General features: G+C 48.0%; 11 protein-coding genes. 4 read left to right on the forward strand and 7 right to left on the reverse strand.

Annotation, left to right across the window (positions count from 1 at the left end; genetic code table 11):
• Positions 1 to 99: 99 nt before the first annotated feature.
• From mnhG to FS818_RS05285, 6 genes are read right to left on the reverse strand one after another with little or no spacing between them, the layout of a single operon-like run.
• Complete coding sequence (mnhG, locus tag FS818_RS05260) at positions 100 to 492, reverse strand: monovalent cation/H(+) antiporter subunit G (protein WP_145330250.1); 393 nt, start codon at positions 490 to 492, stop codon at positions 100 to 102.
• The gene (locus FS818_RS05265) at positions 476 to 760 is read right to left on the reverse strand and encodes a Na(+)/H(+) antiporter subunit F1 (protein ID WP_145330252.1); all 285 of its coding nucleotides are present in this window, start codon (positions 758 to 760) and stop codon (positions 476 to 478) included. Before FS818_RS05265 ends, mnhG begins: the two co-directional genes overlap by 17 nt.
• Entirely contained in the window at positions 760 to 1236 is a 477-nt protein-coding gene (locus FS818_RS05270) for a Na+/H+ antiporter subunit E (protein WP_123063748.1), read from the reverse strand. Before FS818_RS05270 ends, FS818_RS05265 begins: the two co-directional genes overlap by 1 nt.
• Before the next feature lie 6 nt (positions 1237 to 1242).
• Complete coding sequence (locus tag FS818_RS05275; RefSeq protein WP_145330254.1) at positions 1243 to 2721, reverse strand: Na+/H+ antiporter subunit D; 1479 nt, start codon at positions 2719 to 2721, stop codon at positions 1243 to 1245.
• Positions 2714 to 3052: a Na(+)/H(+) antiporter subunit C gene (locus FS818_RS05280; RefSeq protein WP_090920602.1), complete on the reverse strand. Its 339-nt coding sequence runs from the start codon at positions 3050 to 3052 to the stop codon at positions 2714 to 2716. Before FS818_RS05280 ends, FS818_RS05275 begins: the two co-directional genes overlap by 8 nt.
• 1 nt (position 3053) lies before the next feature.
• Positions 3054 to 6008 (reverse strand): Na+/H+ antiporter subunit A, encoded by a 2955-nt coding sequence (locus FS818_RS05285; RefSeq protein WP_145330256.1) that lies wholly within the window; start codon positions 6006 to 6008, stop codon positions 3054 to 3056.
• Between the two features lie 309 nt (positions 6009 to 6317).
• Here FS818_RS05285 and FS818_RS05290 point away from each other — a divergent pair, with 309 nt between their 5' ends.
• Positions 6318 to 7958 (forward strand): diguanylate cyclase domain-containing protein, encoded by a 1641-nt coding sequence (locus FS818_RS05290; RefSeq protein ID WP_145330258.1) that lies wholly within the window; start codon positions 6318 to 6320, stop codon positions 7956 to 7958.
• A 91-nt stretch (positions 7959 to 8049) separates the two neighbouring features.
• The gene (locus FS818_RS05295) at positions 8050 to 8574 is read left to right on the forward strand and encodes a hypothetical protein (RefSeq protein ID WP_145330260.1); all 525 of its coding nucleotides are present in this window, start codon (positions 8050 to 8052) and stop codon (positions 8572 to 8574) included.
• A 120-nt stretch (positions 8575 to 8694) separates the two neighbouring features.
• On the opposite strand, the gene FS818_RS05300 is transcribed toward FS818_RS05295, so the two are convergent.
• The gene (locus tag FS818_RS05300) at positions 8695 to 9579 is read right to left on the reverse strand and encodes a GGDEF domain-containing protein (protein ID WP_313960459.1); all 885 of its coding nucleotides are present in this window, start codon (positions 9577 to 9579) and stop codon (positions 8695 to 8697) included.
• A 466-nt stretch (positions 9580 to 10045) separates the two neighbouring features.
• On the opposite strand from FS818_RS05300, the gene FS818_RS05305 reads away from it, so the two are divergent.
• Together FS818_RS05305 and FS818_RS05310 are read left to right on the forward strand one after the other, a co-directional pair.
• Positions 10046 to 16759: a DUF7507 domain-containing protein gene (locus FS818_RS05305; RefSeq protein ID WP_145330264.1), complete on the forward strand. Its 6714-nt coding sequence runs from the start codon at positions 10046 to 10048 to the stop codon at positions 16757 to 16759.
• Positions 16756 to 18462 carry a DUF11 domain-containing protein gene (locus FS818_RS05310; RefSeq protein WP_145330266.1) on the forward strand — a complete coding sequence of 569 codons (1707 nt, stop codon included), beginning with the start codon at positions 16756 to 16758 and terminating at the stop codon, positions 18460 to 18462. The genes FS818_RS05305 and FS818_RS05310 overlap by 4 nt, the downstream gene beginning before the upstream one ends.
• Positions 18463 to 18584 lie beyond the last annotated feature (122 nt).

The following is an 18584-nucleotide window of genomic DNA, read 5'->3' on the forward strand; positions in this document are numbered from 1 at the left end:
TGGAAAAGGGAATAAAAAAAATCCGGGGATAACAGCGATCGGAAGGTTATTCTGTCATCGGAGTGTTCCGTGTAAACCATTTCATTCAATTTACATAAGCTACTCCATCATATCCTTTGCTTCGTGATTCATCTTTTTTCCTTTTAACAACGGTTCAAGCTCGTCTTGCACACTTTGCTCCCAGAGAGGCACATCGGTGCGGTAGGCCGCACGGCCGTTCAGATGTCCCGCAACAGGCGCAGTGATGAAAACAAACAAAATACCGAGTAGCAAGCGAGCACTGATATAGTTGTCAAAATACCAAAAGAAGAAAAATGCACCGCTGAGCACACAAAACACGCCGAGTGTCATGCTTTTGGTGGCAGCATGGGCTCTCAAATATACATCAGGCAGACGAAGGAGTCCGAAGGCGCTGAGTGCACTAAGGAGGGCCCCAAGCAACACCAGCAGCCCAATTCCCGTTTCAGCGGTGCCACTAACGATCTCCTTCATTTTTAAACACCGCCCCTCGTTCAATATAACGTGCAAATGCGACTGTGCTTAGAAAAGCCAGAATGCCGATCAGCAAAATGATGTCCAGATAAGCCTGTGTCTTCAGCATCATGGAGAGTACAGCCACGATGGCGATCACATTGATACCGATCGTATCAAGAGCCGTAATCCGGTCAGCCATGGAGGGACCGCGAAGAACACGATATAAACAAGCCAGAATCGCCAAAGATAGAATGAGCAGTGAGATAAACAGTAATGAGAATAACATTAACGTGTCACCTCCATGATTGCTTTTTCGAACGTATTCTGAATATCGTTTCGCAGTTTCTCTTCGTCTTTGATATCCAGTGCGTGAATGAAAAGCTTACGCTGATTCCCCGAGATTTCGAGTGGCAGTGAACCTGGTGTCAATGAGATCAGTAGACATAGCAGCGTCACTTCCCAATCGGAAGATAGCTGTGTGCGATAGGTGAAAATGCCTGGTCGAATGTCAAGCCGTGGTTTGATAATCTCCCGAATGACCTCGATGCTTGCTCGAACGAGTTCTTTGAACAGCAATCCAATCAATTTGAAGATAGCCCAGACTCGGACGATATAGAAGCGTTGCGGGAAGAAACGTCGCATGCCTCCGATCAGGAGCAATCCAAGCATAAATCCAACGAGAAAACCAACACCATTCCAGGCATTATTCAAAAACATCCATACAAAGGCAATGATAAGATTGAGTACAATCTGAAAGGCCATAGACATCTACTCCTTCAATACGGCATCAATATAAATGTTGGGATGTAGCAGAATATCACCTGCGCGAGACGTGAGCTGGAACATACCTTCAGCCCCGAGGCCCATGACGATGATAAAAGTAAACAGAATTCCGGCAGGAATCAGCAGCCCGTTCACCGCATAGGGACGTCTCGCCATGCCTGCTGGAGGCTCACCCCAGAATGCCTGGATGAAAATACGGAGCACGGAATATAGCATGAGCAGGCTAGAGAGTACGGCAATACCCGTTAAACCGTATAGTCCGGCTTCGAAGCCGCCCTCAAACAGCATCAATTTTCCCGGGAATCCACTGAACGGAGGCAGACCCGCAAGCGCAAGCGCACTGATGAAGAACATCCATCCCAGCACGGGATAACGTTGAATTAATCCGCCCATGTTATCGAGCCTGGAAGTTCCAGCAACAGCAATGAGAGCACCGCCGAGCAGGAAAAGCAGTGTTTTGATCAACATGTCATGTAGCATATAGAACAGCAATCCTTCCAGAGCAGTGCGGCTGGCAGCAGCCATACCAAACGCAACGAAACCTACGCCAGCGACGACATTGTAGATCAAAATTTTGTTCACATCACGATACGAGATCGCTCCAATCACACCCAAAATCATCGTGGCTCCCGCCATCCAGCCGATCAGGGCATTAAAGAAGTCTGGATCATGGTAGAAGATCAACGTAAATGTCCGCACAATGGCATACAGGCCAACCTTGGTGAGCAAACCAGCGAATAATGCCGTAACGACGGCGGGCGGAGCCGCATAAGACCCGGATAACCAGAAAAACAGGAACAAGCCCGCCTTGATGCTGAATACGATTAGGAAAAGAACGGCGATCAATGTGACGACTCCGCTCTGTCCCACTTCAGCAATGCGTAACGACAAGTCGGCCATATTCAGCGTACCTGTGATGGAATACAGGAAGCCGATGGAAGCGACAAATAAGGCAGAAGACACGATATTGATCAGTACATATTTAATGGTTTCACGAAGCTGTCTTTCCGTGCCTCCGAGTACAATGAGAGCGTAAGAAGAGATCAGCATCAATTCAAAGCTGACAAACAAATTGAACAGATCCCCGGTTAGAAACGATGCGTTCACGCCCGCAATCAAAAAATGAAAGAACGGATAGAAGTGATGTTGCTCCCGCTCCTTGTTGATGCTTCGAAAAGCATAAAGCAGACAAGCCAGCGCAATGATGGAAGCAGCAACAACCAGCAACGCTGCGACCATATCGGCAACAAGTACGATTCCATAAGGTGCTTTCCAGCCCCCCATATGAAGTGTCAAGACACCGGATTGCGCAACACGTGTGCTGAGTATGGTTGAAACCGTTGCTGTGGCTAACAGACCAATCACGCTAAAGAAACGTTGTATATTGATTTTACGGAAGAACAATAGGGTGATCACACCCGTGATCAGCGGAAGCAGGATAGGAAGAACCACAAGATTATTCATATGGGCGCCCCCTTACTTCTTCCATATCATCCGTTCTCAGCTTCAGATAAGAACGGTAGGAAAGGACAAAAAAGAAGGCTGTCAGACCAAAATTGATGACAATGGACGTCAGAATCAACGCTTGAGGGAGCGGATCAACATATTTCTCTGCCATTTCTCCCAGTAGTGGAGGAGCGCCCGTCTTGAGACGTGACATCGTTATTAATAACAGGTGCACTCCATGTGTGAGAATGGACATGCCTAGTACGATACGGAGCAGGCTCCGTGACAAGATTAAAAAGACGGCAACCGCAAACAAAATGCCTACGGCCACACACATCAAAATTTCCATATCAACGATCCTCCCCGATCTGTAAAATGATAGTCATGGTGACGCCGAGCACAGCGAGGTATACGCCTAGGTCAAACAGCATGGCTGTAGCAAGCTCTGTCTCGCCCAGCAGGGGCAGTTCGAAATATCCGAACGTCTGGCTGAGAAACGGAACACCGAACAGGAACGAACCTGCACCGGTAAGCAAAGCTATGGCTAAACCTATGGCTGTCAAACTTCGAAAATCGATGGGTAGCGCTTTGCGTATCGTATCCGTGCTGAAGGCCAGAGCGATTAGTACGAGGGCTGCAGCTGTGACGAGTCCACCGATGAAACCACCGCCAGGATTATGATGTCCGGCAAAGAACAGATGCATGGAGAAGGTTAAAATGATAAACACAACCACTTTCGTTGTGGTTTGTAACAAAACATCATTACTTTGCAAAGGAACCGTATCCCAGGACAATGTACTACGCTCGCGGTTTCCGTATTTTTTCGTGTTGTCCGCTTCATCGTCAAGTTCGGGTTCTTCGTCCTTTTTCTCCTCATTTTTACGGAATTTCAATCGGGCTCCAAGATCCTTCGCTTCGAGATTCAGGTTGATCATGGAGTAGATCGACAACGAGGCTACGCCAAGAACCATAATCTCAAGCAACGTATCATAACCCCGGAAATCCACCAGCAATACGTTTACGACATTTTTCCCCCCCGCGGAACTGTAAGCTTCCTGAATAAAGAAAGCCGAGATGCTATCCAAGGATAATGTGCCGCTTGCAGCGAGTGCGACGAATGTCATCACAACGCCAACGGAAACAGCTACAATGGCATTCACCGTGAGATACCGGGAGCTGGATTTGCCGCGTTGTAACTCAGGCAGATGGTAGAAGCAGAGCAGGAACAACGCGACGGAGACCGTCTCCACAATCATCTGCGTCAGCGCAAGATCGGGTGCCCGAAACAGAACGAACAGCAGTGTAACCAGGTAGCCGACAGCTCCGGTCATAATGACAGCAGATAATCGGTTTTTGGCAAAAGGAATGGAAATGGCCGCTGCAATCAGCGTGACCAGTAATACGACTTCGTAGAATGAGTATGGAGCATTATCCTGCACATGCCAGGTAATATTTTCGCCAGACCGGAAGAAGGCGTAAACAAGTAGCGCAACGGTGAATGAGAAAATATAAACCAGATAATTGCGGACGGAGCCGTTCATATAAGCTTCTGTCCACTTCCGTGCATAATGCTGTACATTGTCGAGAACGACATGATACATGTTGTTAATCGTTAATCCCTGTGGATAATGCTCATAAATATTCCTCCATCGTGGCAGTAACTTGTATAACATGACCCCGAGCACAACAACACCGATGGTCATGAACAATTCTGGAGTCCAGCCATGCCATAGGGAGAAATGTACATCAAAGCGTTCATTCCCATTCAGCAGGGAAGGGAGAACGGCAGCCATTGCCGGCTCGATCAGTGACCCGGACAGCAGATCCGGAAAGAGTCCAAAACCGATGACGAGCACACCCAGAACAAGTGGTGGAATGAGCAGTCCGACAGGCGCTTCATGTAATTTCTCGGCAGGCACCTCACTTCGGCTACGACCGAGGAATGTTTTGAACACAAAAATCAGGGCATAGATCAGAGTGAAAACGCTGGCAAGCCACGCGATGACAGGTAGGAGAATACTCCAGGAGCCTAAACCAAAGATACGAAGATCCGTAATCTGTACCATCGCTTGAAAGAACAATTCCTTACTGAGGAATCCGTTAAATGGCGGGATACCTGCCATAGCCAGTGAACCGATGAGCGCCAGGCTGAATGTGACAGGCATGAATGCTGCCAGACCGCCAAGTTTCCGAATATCTCGTGTACCTGTCTCATGATCGACAATACCGGCGACCATAAACAAAGCTGCTTTGAAGGTACCGTGGTTGAATAAATGGAGCAGTGCAGCAGTGATCGCTATGGTGTACATGGCAGAGGACTCGCCATATCCGAAATAGAGAGCAGCAGATCCGATCCCGAAGAGGGACATAATCAAGCCGAGTTGTGAGATAGTGGAATACGCAAGAATGGCCTTGAGATCGTTTTTCTTCACTGCTAAAAACGATCCGTAACCCAGTGTGAGCAGTCCGACGCCAGTTACAAGCCAGAACCAGAGTCCTTGTCCGCCGAAGATGGGAGTGAAACGGGCGACTACATACAACCCGGCTTTGACCATGGTGGCGGAGTGCAGATACGCACTGACTGGAGTCGGGGCTTCCATGGCATCAGGCAGCCAGATGTGAAACGGGAATTGTGCCGATTTGGTGAACGCTCCAATCAGAATAAGAACGAGAGCCGGTAAGAACAGCTGGCTGTCCTGAATATGCCCCCATTCGGTAATGGTTGCGCGGATACTGAATGTACCTGTCATCAAGTACATCAACATGAATCCGGCAAGCATGGCGAATCCGCCAAAAACCGTAATCAGGAACGATTTTTGTGCACCCGATGTGGAAGCTTTACGCTTGTAATGAAAGGCAATTAACAGAAATGACGTAATGCTGGTGAGTTCCCAGAATCCATACAGCACGATCATATTATCTGATAATACGACGCCAAGCATAGCGCCCATAAACATTAACAAATAGAGATAGAACCGGTTTAACGCCTCTTTTTTGCTCATATAAAAGATGGAATAAAAGACGACAAGCACGCCTATTCCGCTGATCAGCAACGTTAACAGTAGACTAAGTCCGTCCAAATATAGATTAAATCCGATGTCCAGGGACGGAATCCAGGGAATTTGTCCGGATACCGGGTTACGCCGGGACACGGCAGAAATCTGGCTTGCAAAATAAACAAATAACGATGCCGGTACGACAAGTACCAGCCATCCCAGATGAATTTTACGGATTAGTCTCTGTAGCAAGGCTAGAACGATGCCAGCTGCAAAAGGCAAAATAACAGCAATGTGAAGCAGGCTCAAATAATTACACCCCCAATGTTTTTTTCTCGTCATTCTCTCTGTGACATACAGGCGCAATCCTTTAAGGATATGCTTGCTCTCTCTATTCATAACCCAAGTTTGTATATACAGAATCGTGACTATTCTTTGAATGGAAGAAACTCGGTTGTGATTTTGGGTAAATTTTGTATGGGTACATATATTAAAAATACAAACTAAAATACCGATATAATTCAAAATAAAGTGAGAGCTATTTCTTATCATTTTGCAACGCAGAGCTGTGGATGAATGAGATTGTAAGAGCGGTTCACCGGATGTGCAGGAGGAATTATGTCATTTAAACTTAGAACGGTGCTCACCGTCATTTTCGCTGGGTTATCTCTGTTCGTTATCTTAACCATTGGATATGTTTTCAGCCAAAAATCATTCGAAGCGGTGGAAACCGAAATTGGCCACTCCCTGGAAAGCACGGCTCTACAGACCGTGGACAAGCTGGACCGTTTCATGTACTCTCGTTCTGGTGAAATGAATCTTCTGGGCAACATGGCTTCTATGAATGATGAATTTAACCACAAGGATATTCAACTGCTGTTGGATCAGCTACAGAATAGCTTCCCCTCTTTTTCATGGGTTGGATTCATGGACCCAAAAGGAAAAGTGCTAGCCGCCACAGACGGAATACTTTTAGGGGAAGATTTATCGGAGCGGCCTGTGTACCAGGAAGGAATCAAGGGTAAATTTATTGGAGACGTACATAATGCGGTGCTGCTCGCCAAACTATTGCCTAATCCGTCGGGAGAGCCATTGCAATTTGTAGATATCAGCTTCCCGCTTAAGGATAGTGATGGCCGGATTCGTGGTGTATTAGCAGCACATCTCAGCTGGGCGTGGGCCAAAGAAGTTGAGGCTTCCGTACTCGTTCCCTTGCAACGTGAGGAGAAGGATATTGAATTCTTTATCGTTAGCAAAAAAGAGCACACGGTGCTTCTTGGCCCCAAAGAGTGGGTAGGTAAACCGCTTGCACTAGAAGAGATTGGAGATCATCGGAACAGTACAAGTAGCTGGTCCACTGAAAAGTGGCCGGATGGCAAGGAGTACGTTACCGGTTTAGCGTATAGCCAGGGATATAAGGATTATCCGGGACTGGGTTGGACCATTATCATTCGTCAGGGTAAGTCGGCAGCTTTTTCCTCTGTTGTTGATCTGATGTGGTTTAACATCTTTGCTGGCATCGTTGTCATGCTTTTGTTTGCGCCGATTGGGTGGTTTCTGTCCAGACTGATCTCGGCTCCGCTGGTTCGACTAACCCGTGTTGCAGATCGTCTTGGTGCTGGAGAGAATATTGACATCCCCGAGACCAAAGGGCTGAAGGAAATTGAGGCATTGTCACGGTCACTCCGAAACATGGTATCTTCGATCATGAATAAAGACTCAGAACTGGTTGTGATGCAGAATCTTGCACATTATGATCAGCTGACCGGATTGAAGAATCGCACAGCCCTTGAGACGTATCTTGAGGAATCTCTACAGACAGAGAGCGAGGACCATACGTTGACGTTTCTCTATCTGGATCTGGACGGTTTTAAAAGTGTGAACGATTCGCTTGGACATCAGACGGGCGATGTTTTGTTGCAAAAGGTTGCTCAGCGCCTTACAGCACTAAGTCATGAAGACGGTATAACCGTTCGGCTTGGTGGTGACGAATTCCTGATTGTACTTCGCTCTATCGGAGATGATCCGCGGCAGGAAGCGATCCAGTATGCGCAAGATATTATTCAAAGTTTGAACAAACCATTCATTATTGAGTATGAGCGTGTTCATATTGGTTGCAGTATTGGAGGAGCGGAGTATCCGACGAATAGCAACAATCCGAGTGAGATTATTCGGATGGCGGACGAGGCACTTTACAGGTCCAAACGTGCGGGCAAGAACAGAGTCACATTTTATTCCGAGTCGGATAACGAGGGCTAGGATATAATAACGATATGAAGTTTGACTCATTGATCATTCAGGCAGGTGTGATTGGCTAATAGTAACTTAACTGAGAAGGGAGGTGGGGCGCTTGTCTGGAAAATATGCAAACGTACCCTTTGGCTATGAGCCTGCCCAGCCTAGTCGCAAGGGTTCACTGATCTTCTACGATTCGTTCGAAAACGTAACGGACGAACAGCTTGAGCGTGCAGCGGCAATTATGAATGCAAGAGCTTTCAAGCAGCTAGTGCTCTACCCATTACATGAAAGCACGGTAAAACGAATGAGCCGAGATTCGGTACAATCCTTTTACAAGAGAGAGGATCGTCTTCATGAATGGAGGCGCGATCACCCGTCTGCACCAATCCGGGTAGAGGGATTAGAAGGGAAACGAAAAAAGTATACGCCAATCGACACAGCGCTGCGACATATTCAAGCCGAATACCCGTCACCTCTTTTTCTGTATATGACCTTAGAAATGGCTAATCAATGGGCATCCTTCGACTCCTTTACGGATTGGATCAAGGAACTTCGTCTCATTATTGACGGTCAGCCTGAACAAGTCCACCCAAGGCTGGAGCAATATCGCCATCGCTGGGAATGGGCAGAAGAATAAAGCAAGAAGGCAAGTTCGGAAAACAGGCCGATTCGTATAAAAAGCAAAAAAAAAGTTGTGTGGTGATCCGGTTATCCGGGTGTGTGCCACACAACTTTTTTAATTACTGTTTCCTCTTCATCATGCTGAAACGAGTGATGTTACGGTTTTATTTTTACCTGAGCGTTTGGCAGCATACAGGCAAGCATCTACTTCTTCAAACAACTTGTCTTTACTCAAATCAAGGTTGTATCCTTTGAGGCCGATGCTTACGGTAATGGAAGCGCCCCCAAGTTCCAGATGGCCCATTAATGAAATTTTTTGCCGGATATGTTCAACCAGATCATAAGCTTGTTCAAAGGATTGTTCGAACATTAACAAAGCAAATTCCTCGCCGCCATACCGTGCAGCAATGTCACTGGCTGTGATGCTCTCCTGAATGATCAAGGACACCTTTTCCAAAATGATGTCGCCCACACGGTGACCGTACGTATCATTGATCACTTTAAAATCATCGATATCAATCAGCGCCAAATGCAGACTCATTCCGAGATTGGCGTACTCAAATGCCTTTTCATAATAATCCTTGAACGAGCTCTGATTGTAAAGATTCGTTAACCCGTCTGTCTTTGACTGTTTGGCAATGATGGCATTTCTGACGATAAGGTCTTCTTTGGCGTCCATGCTTGTCTGCAAATCGTCGAGCACCTCGATGCCGGTAGTCACAATGATTTGGGCTACATAGGTGGCGAGAATCAGGAATGCCGGGATGGAAACCATGTCAAAAGAACTCAGATATGCGCGGTACGCCGGATCTATCAGAAGCAAGCCATACCCTGCCAATTGCAATGAAAAAATGAACCAGACGCGCTTGCTGTCAAAAAACAACACAGAGGCAAAAATCGGTAATAGGCATATGGCCGGCATGATCCGAATGTCGTAATTGACATGAATAATGGTCCAGGCGATCACTGTACTGGTTACGGACATCGTATAGAACGAACAGGAAGGAAATTTTCGATCCATATAACTGGTGAGTAAAATACAAAAAATAGCTAGAGTTGTGGGCCAAAATAGGATGTTTACTATGAAATCCTGGAGAGTGCGATCATATTTCAAAAAAAGATAACAACCTATCTGAATGAAGAAATGTACAATAACAACGACCCAATAAGCATGAAGCATTTTACGTAACCATTTGGAATGCTTGATCTCATACTCTTTTGGAATAGGGCTGTTATGTTCTGCTGAACTGTTCATAAATCACCGCTGACTGCATCAAAATGATACGACAGATTGCTCTCGTATAAGTAGATTATAAGATACAATCGGCAAAACGCAAGCGATAAAATTTTAATTATGATAATAAACCTTACATAATAATCCAAAGATTATCCAAACTTTCGGAAGTGGACATACAAATTCCCTGACTTTGCATCATAGACTGATAACAGGCTCTGTTCGAGGAATTTTATTTTTTGCTGAATGGGAGGTGAAATCCATTCCTCTTGTCGTTCGTTCAACCATCAACGCTACAGGGGCAATTACGTTCACGGGCAATACTCTGGGCCTAAGCCGTTCCGAAACGGCAGGAGTACCGGGAACACTAGACAGTATTGGAGGATTTACAACCACCAATACGGCTTTGACTTACGGGACATATCCGGCAGGCACAACCAGTCTGTATCAAAGCAACAGTTCAGCAGCCATTCTGGTTTTGCCGGCAGGGAGTACCGTTCTTTATGCCGAGTTGATCTGGGGCGGAAGTTACATTAACGGAACAGTCAACCTCAGTTCGGCAATCAACAATCCGGTTACGTTTACGACTCCTGCCGGCACATTCAGTGTTACGCCAGACCCGGCCACATATAATCAGTTCGACCTTGGCAACAATGCGGCCGGATATGTCCGATCGGCTAACGTCACCACCCTTGTACAAAATGGAGGAGCAGGTACATATGTCACTGGTGGTGTTGTGGGCACGATTGTAATTACCAATGATTCTACAGCCAATCATGCGGGCTGGACGCTGGGCGTCATCTATCAAAATGGAAATCTGCCTTTTCGGAACATGTCTTTACGTGCGGGAGGGGTATTGGTTCAAGCCTCTTCTGCTCCCGTTGTTACCACGCTGACCGGTTTTGCAACGCCTGTATCCGGAGCTCTGGGAGGCAGGGCACTGTTCAGTGCGCAGGAGGGAGATGCGAACCGGACAGGAGATCAGGCGTTATTCGGGGCGACTTCCGCAACTTCAGTCGCACTCTCTGGGCCAAATAATCTAGCGGCCAATTTTTTTGCGTCTCAAATTAATGGCGATACGGGAGCCCTGAATACGACAGGCACCTTTGGAACTCGCAACCAGATCAATGGAGCACCGGGGACCAATATTGTCGGCGGACGTCAGGGCTGGGATATAACCAATGTAGATGTATCCGCAAGACTGATCAACAATCAGTCCTCGGCAGTGCTGACACTTACTACTTCTGGTGATGCGTACATCGTGAATGGTAACGCCATACAAGTCGATATTAACGCACCACGGATTACTGTCGCGAAATCATTTACAGCAACGGGAGCAGTTGCAGGGGATATCGTCACATATACTGCAACCATCACTAATGGCGGCTCAGCCAGTGCGGCCAGTGTAGTACTGTCGGATACTTTGCCTGCCGGTCTAACGTTTGTGCCTGGAAGCATTACGGTTGGAGGGGTATCGAGACCGACACTGGATGTGACATCAGGTATACCTTTAGGCTCCTTGGCGCTCAATAGCAGTGTTGTCGTCACTTACCGTGCTCAGATTACAAACGATACAAGTGTACTGCAACTCGTCAATTCCGCGAATGCCGCATTTACTTTTCAAAGTGTTGCTGGCGGTCCGGTGATTAGCGGGGTTATTCCTTCCAATAATTCAACGCTTCCTGTATATTCACCGAATCTCTCCATCGTAAAATCAGCGAATACCACGAATGCAACGGTAGGAGATCAGGTGACCTATACGCTTCAGGTAACGAATGGAGGAAATGTAGGAGCAAATGTGACGATTGCTGACAATATTCCATCTGGCAGTTCCTATGTGGCTGGCAGTTTCCGTGTCAATGGAACGGTAATCGCAGGAGCCAATCCTGCGGCAGGTGTAAATTTGGGCACACTTGCTACAGGGAGTGTGACAACCATTACGTTTCAAGTACTGGTGACGAACCTGCCCACACCGCCCACGTTGGTTGATCAGGCAACCGCATCTTATTCGTTTACCTCACCAGACGGAAGAACCATCACGGGGTCGGCGGCATCTAACACACTCACCATTCCGGTAACCTTGCCGAATGTCACCGTTCTCAAAACAGCAACGGTTACGGATGTTGCTGTCGGAGAGACTTTCACGTATTCGGTGGTCACGACCAACGGGGGCATACAGCCGATCACGAATGCAATATTGTCAGATAGTCTTCCAACAGGGCTGAGCTTTGTCCCCGGAAGTGTCACGGTTCGGGGTATAAGTGTGCCGTCAGCTAACCCGGCCAGCGGAATCGCTTTGGGAACATTAAATGCAACGACCTCCGCAACGGTGACTTTTCAAGTAAGTGTGCAGTCCGTACCAACAGGAGGATCACTTCTTAACCGGGCCTCTGTGTCTTACAGTTCAGGAGCTTTTACAGGCATTTCAAATTCCAACTCAATAACCACACCTGTATATCAGCCTGTGATTAACATTGTGAAATCGGCAAGCCAAACCAATGCAACACAGGGAGATCAGCTTGCTTATACGCTCGTTGTCAGCAATACAGGAAATATTGCAGCTCAAGTCAATGTGTCAGATACGATTCCGGCTGGCCTTACATTTGTGCCGGATTCAGTCACGGTTAACGGCACAGCCAGACCAGGCACAAGTCCACTGACGGGGATTGCCCTGGGAAGCATTTTGCCTGGAGGAAGCACCACCGTGGTATTCAGAGCCACATTGACTACTATTCCGTCTCCGCCTTTATTAGAAAATCAAGGGTCTGCTACTTACACATATCAGCTACCGAGTGGCCGAAATTTATCTGGCAGTTCCAGTTCCAATATTGTCCGTATCCCTGCTTCTGCGCCTAATATTACCTTGTCGAAAACAGTAAACACGACAGATGGCACAGTTGGAGATGCTCTCACGTACAGGGTTGTCATCACAAACGCCGGTGGGGGTGCTGTACAAAATCTGGTGCTCTCAGACACGCCTTCATCCGGCTCCGAGTTCATAGCCGGTACGGTTACAGTGAATGGAGTGGTGCAAAGTAGTGCCAGTCCTGTTGCAGGTATCGCCCTGGGGACTTTGAGTAATTCCGCTAGTATCACAGTGACGTATCAGACTAGAATTACTGCTGTTCCCTCATCAGGTGTAGTGAGCAACAGGGCAAGTGCCGCCTTTACTTCAGGTAGCTTCAATGGTGTGTCTTCATCAGTAACGGTGAATACCCCCGTCTATCAACCGGTCATTCAAGTGCTGAAGTCGGCAAGTACGTCAAGTCTGACGGTGGGAGACACATTCAACTACAATGTTCAAATTACCAATACCGGCAATATTCCTGCAGTCGTTACCCTGACTGATCCGGTTCCTGCTGGAGCCATATTTGTGACAAACAGTGTTTTGATTAATGGAAACCCGGCTCCAGGTGTGAGTCCAAATACAGGAATCAGTCTGGGAACACTGGCTGCCGGAGCGTCCGTGACGCTGTCTTTTCTGTCAACCGTCACAAGTCTGCCCGATCCAAGACAGTTAATTAACCAGGCAGTTGCCTCATACAACTATACACTGCCGAGCGGAAGAGCTATTGCGGGCTTTGTTCCATCCAATACGGTTACGATCCCGGTGTCCTTGCCGAACGTCAGCATTGTTAAAACGGATAACGCTGATTATGCGGTGTCTGGAGATGTGATCCGTTATACTTCTGTGATTCGAAATAATGGAACCACCGCTGTGAACAACGTCATTTTTGTCGATCCGCTGCCTACGAACACCCCATTTATACCCGGAAGTGTCCTGGTGAACGGCGTTGCTTCACCGCTCTCCAATCCGACCGCCGGCATTCCAATCGGTACTTTGGCCCCGGGAGCCGAAGTTACCGTAACTTTTGAGGTGAGGATAACTATGCCGATCCCTTCCCAGATTAACAATCAGTCGACGGTCAGCTTTACTTCCGGCTCCTTCTCGGGTTCATCATCGTCCAATACAACACAGACCCCTGTCATACAGCCGCAAATTGCACTTGTCAAAACGGCAAACACCATCAACGCAACCGTGGGAGATACCGTTGTTTATACCATAACGGTGAGCAATACCGGGAATCTGCAAGCCAATGTTACTGTAACGGATACGATCCCGGCAGCGACAAGCATTGTGCCTAACAGTGTAGTTGTCTCGGGTGTACCACAGCCGGGAGTTACGCCAGGCGCTGGCATTCCGGTAGGCATTGTAGCGGCAGGGGCAACAGCCATTGTAACGTTCGCGGTCGTGGTGGATTCTTTGCCATCTCCGCAGCAACTTAGCAATTTTGCTTCATCGACGTTTACATTCACACCGCCTGACGGGCGAACGTTAACGGGAACAGCAACGTCCAACACACTTACCTTCCCGGTTTCATCGCCTAACGTTAGTGTAGTGAAAAGCACAGTATCTACAGCTGCAACCGTGGGTGACACTATTGTTTATTCCGTATTGGTGACCAACAGCGGTATTGCACCTGTAAACAGTGTGCAGTTCTCGGACCCGATTCCGTCCGGGGCTTCATTTGTGCCGGGCACTGTAACGGTAAATGGTGTGGCACAACCCGCAGCCAGTCCTTCAGGAGGAATACCGCTAGGTACCCTTGCACCAGGCGGAACGGCAACCGTTACATTTAGCGTCATCGTTAACGGGATTCCTACAAACAATCAGTTGAGTAATCGGTCGACGGTTACGTTCACTTCCGGAACATTCTCAGGCACAACATTCTCCAATACCGTCTTAACCCCGGTATTTCAACCGGTATTAGTCGCTCAGAAAACAGCCAGTACTCAGAATGCCACCGTAGGCGACACCGTTAGTTATACGATTAGTGTAAATAATCAGGGGAATTTTGGAGCGCAGATTAACCTGACCGATAATTTGCCGGCAGGCACAGTGCTTGTGCCGAACAGTGTTATCGTCAATGGCCAGCCGCTACCAGCAGCCAGTCCGGCAACGGGTATTCCTGCCGGTACGGTGGCAGCCGGAGCGACAACAACCATTACTTTTTCCGTTGTCATAGATACACTGCCAAGCCCGCAACAACTTGTGAACCAGGCCTCCGTTGCGTTATCTTTCACACTGCCGGACGGAAGAAGTATCAGCAGATCCGTACTCACTAATGTACTGACCATCCCGGTGTCTGCACCTGACGTAGATGTTGTTAAATCTACCACATCCACAGCCGCTTCTGTGGGTGATATCGTAACCTACAGCATCGATGTAACCAACAATGGAATTGCCAATGTCAGCAATGTCATATTTACCGATGCTTTGCCGGCAAGCACAGTACTCGCACCAAGCGGGGTCTTTGTGGATGGCGTGCTGCGTCCCAATGCAAATCCTTCAACAGGCATCACCTTGGGTTCCATTGCACCTGGAGTCACCGTAACCGTTGTATTTAGTGTACGAGTGACAAGTCTGCCCGCAACGGCTGTATTGAACAATCAATCAACGGTAAGTTTTACTTCAGGAGCATTCTCGGCGACGACGTTTTCCAACACGGTCTCGACCCCGGTATACCAGCCTATTCTGGCTGCAGTCAAAACGGGGGATCAAGCTATTGCCACGGTTGGAGATACGGTAATTTATAGCATTGCTGTAACGAATACCGGAAACTATGGTGCATCGGTGACACTGACTGATACCATTCCTGCCGGGACGGAGTTTGTGCCAAACAGTGTCGTGATTAATGGGGCATCGGCACCCGGCGTTGACCCCGCTTCGGGAATTTCACTTGGTGTGGTCACCACTACGACCATCGTCACTTTTTCAATCGTCATCACAACGCTCCCAGTAAGCCAGTCCATTACAAATCAGGCGTCAGCAACCTTTACGTACACGCTACCGGATGGAAGAACACTTGGGGGAAGCATTACTTCGAATGCTCTGATTATTCAAGTCTCGGCACCGAATGTCACTGTTGTGAAAACAACAACATCTACAGATGCCGTCGTAGGCGACACCATTGTTTATGAGATGGTTGTGACCAACAGTGGCATAGACCCGGTCAACAACATCGTTCTGACAGACCCGATCGATCCGGCGACCACTTTTGTTACGGGAAGTGTGCTGGTTAACGGCACACCTCGTGCTTCGGCGAACCCGGCACTGGGCATTGCGCTGGGAACACTGGCTCCCGGGGAGTCGATTGCGGTATCCTACGCTGTCCGTGTTAACTCCCTTCCAACACCGCCGCAAGTCAGCAGTCAATCTTCTGTAAGCTTTACATCGGGTGTGTTCTCAGGAGCGGCTTATTCCAATACGATTGTTACTCCAATCTATCAGCCCATTATTGCCGTTTCCAAAACAGCAAGCAGATCAAACGCTACGGTTGGTGACGACATCGTGTATTCATTTACAATTAACAACAGCGGTAACCTTGTTGCGACGCTTACATTAACAGATAACATTCCAACCGGTGCGGTGCTTCTCCCGAACAGTGTTCTGATCGATGGTGTGCCGCAACCAGGTGCCAATCCCGAAACAGGTATCGTCGTAGGTAACATTCCTCCTGGTGGCTCTGTGAATGTAACGGTCACCTTGGGCGTTACGGTCGATTCGCTGCCTCAAAATCAGCAACTGCGCAACCAAGCTGTCGCGAACTATACATTCAGTCCACCAGACGGGCGTGTATTGACGGGAACGGTATCATCCAATGTACTTGTCATTCCTGTATCGGCACCAAACGTAACTGTTGTCAAGAGCACCAGTGCCATTGATGCTGTCGTTGGTGATGTGATCACGTATACGGTAGTGGTAACGAATAACGGCATAGAAACAGTGAATAACGTGGTCATGGTCGATCCGGTTCCCGTTGGAACTGTATTTGTGCCGGGAAGTGTAGTTGTAAACGGTGTGGCGAGACCGACAGGTAATCCGAATACAGGTATCACACTAGGTTCCATTGCTGCCGGTGCTTCTACTACAGTTACATTCAATGTAGAGGTTGTGGTGATATGAGCGAAATTCCAGGTACGTTGTCCCACTGGTTAAAGAATCAGTCCCTGGTTCGATTCAGCTCGGGTACGACTGAACTGGAACAGGTGGCTTATTCCAACACCGTTGTGACACCATGGGTCGGTCCCAGGCTCAAAGTGAGCAAACGATGCAATGTAACAACAGCAGCCTTGGGCCAATCTCTGACTTATCAGATTGAGATTGTAAACACGGGCAACCGCGCGGCAATGATCCGTGTGGTAGATCCGCTCTCTCTCGAAACGGCTCTTCTGCCAAACAGCGTGCTGAGGGATGGCATCCCCTTGCCAGGAGTCTCTCCCACGCAGGGTTTGCCCCCGGCAGAAGTTGCGCCCGGTGCAGTACTGACCTATCATTTTCAAGTCGTTATTGTGCGAGTGCCTGGGAATCTCACGCTATTGAACCAGGCGGAAGTAAAATATGAGTTTGTCACAACAGACAGCAGAACGGTTAACGGGACGGAAAAGTCCAACGTTGTTGAAGTTCGTATCGAAACATCGCGGCTCGAAGTGAGCTTGCAAGTGGACCGGAGCAACACGTTTGCTGGAGATATCTTGATGTACACGGTGCTAGTGAGCAATCCGGGGTTTGCCGCGGCGACAGGTGCTGTATTAACAGTGAGGTTGCCACAAGGTGCCATCTTTATCCCGGCAAGTGTGACGATTAACGATATGTTCGCACCACAAGTCACACCGGATGCTGGAATTGATCTTGGTGATATTGGGCCAGGAAATGTGATTCGGGTGCAGTATCGAGTACAGGTAACCCAGGTGACAGATTCGCAAGCCCCGGATCAATTATCAAGTGAAGCTGTCTTAAAATACATTACTGCAGGGAAACAAGAAGTTGTTTATTCCAATGTGGTCACACTGATTATTGTTGAACCTCAAATTTCCGTTGTCAAAACGGTCTCTCCTGCAATAACGACACCAGGAGATACGGCGCGATATCATATCACGGTGTCTAACAAAAGCAATTATGCAGTGGATGCCAAACTTCAGGATGTTTTGCCTGCAGCGCTAGTCTTTGTTGAAGGTAGTCTCAGCTGGAATGGAGTCAAACGTCCAGGTACGAACCCCAATATAGGGATTAATCTGGGCACACTAACTGCCCGCTCCGAGCTACATATTCAATTTGAGGCTCAGGTGGAAAACGAAGTGGCTGCGGCAGAGATTTCCACGCAACACAGTTATGTGAATCGCGCCGCATTACTATACACATTCCGCTTGCCGGATTCTCGTACAGTTCAACGCAGGCTTATCTCAAATGAAGCTGTTCTGGAGGTCAGATTGCCTGTCATTCAGGTTCATGTGGAGGTATTCCCCTCTATTGTTGAGCAGGGAGGCACGGTCACTTTTAACGTAAGTGTCAGTAACACGGGTTCGTTGCCTGCACGCGTGCAGTTGGGTAATATTCTGCCTCAGGGAGCTAAATGGGTGGGGCAAGAGGGTGGTCAGATGCAGTTAAATATCCCCGAATATTCGACTCCAAGGTATCTTCACATTGGTGAGCTCGGCGCAGGATCGGAAAAAGAATTTGCTTACCTTGTGCAACTTGCTCCTGAACAAACGGGTATTCTGCAAGGGAACTTGACGGCCCTCTACACGTATGAGTGGAATGCACAACGACGCTCAGGAGAGACTAGATCAAACCAATACACCATACTGGTTGAAGCTCAAGATGAGTAAGAGATGGTGTGAAGTCATACAAGTTGAATATATACGAAGGAACTTAACGAAAAAAAGGTGTCATGACATTACACAAACGTAAATGAATGGTATACTAATTGAATATGCACTCGGCAAGCAAC

The organism is Paenibacillus xylanexedens (assembly GCF_007680605.1).
Classification (GTDB): domain Bacteria; phylum Bacillota; class Bacilli; order Paenibacillales; family Paenibacillaceae; genus Paenibacillus; species Paenibacillus xylanexedens_B.

Excerpts from the sequence above, each read along its gene's own strand:
- mnhG (WP_145330250.1), bottom strand. The coding sequence starts at position 492 with ATGAAGGAGATCGTTAGTGGCACCGCTGAAACGGGAATTGGGCTGCTG.
- FS818_RS05265 (WP_145330252.1), bottom strand. The coding sequence starts at position 760 with ATGTTATTCTCATTACTGTTTATCTCACTGCTCATTCTATCTTTGGCG.
- FS818_RS05270 (WP_123063748.1), bottom strand. The coding sequence starts at position 1,236 with ATGGCCTTTCAGATTGTACTCAATCTTATCATTGCCTTTGTATGGATG.
- FS818_RS05275 (WP_145330254.1), bottom strand. The coding sequence starts at position 2,721 with ATGAATAATCTTGTGGTTCTTCCTATCCTGCTTCCGCTGATCACGGGT.
- FS818_RS05280 (WP_090920602.1), bottom strand. The coding sequence starts at position 3,052 with ATGGAAATTTTGATGTGTGTGGCCGTAGGCATTTTGTTTGCGGTTGCC.
- FS818_RS05290 (WP_145330258.1), top strand. The coding sequence starts at position 6,318 with ATGTCATTTAAACTTAGAACGGTGCTCACCGTCATTTTCGCTGGGTTA.
- FS818_RS05300 (WP_313960459.1), bottom strand. The coding sequence starts at position 9,579 with ATGGATCGAAAATTTCCTTCCTGTTCGTTCTATACGATGTCCGTAACC.
- FS818_RS05310 (WP_145330266.1), top strand. The coding sequence starts at position 16,756 with ATGAGCGAAATTCCAGGTACGTTGTCCCACTGGTTAAAGAATCAGTCC.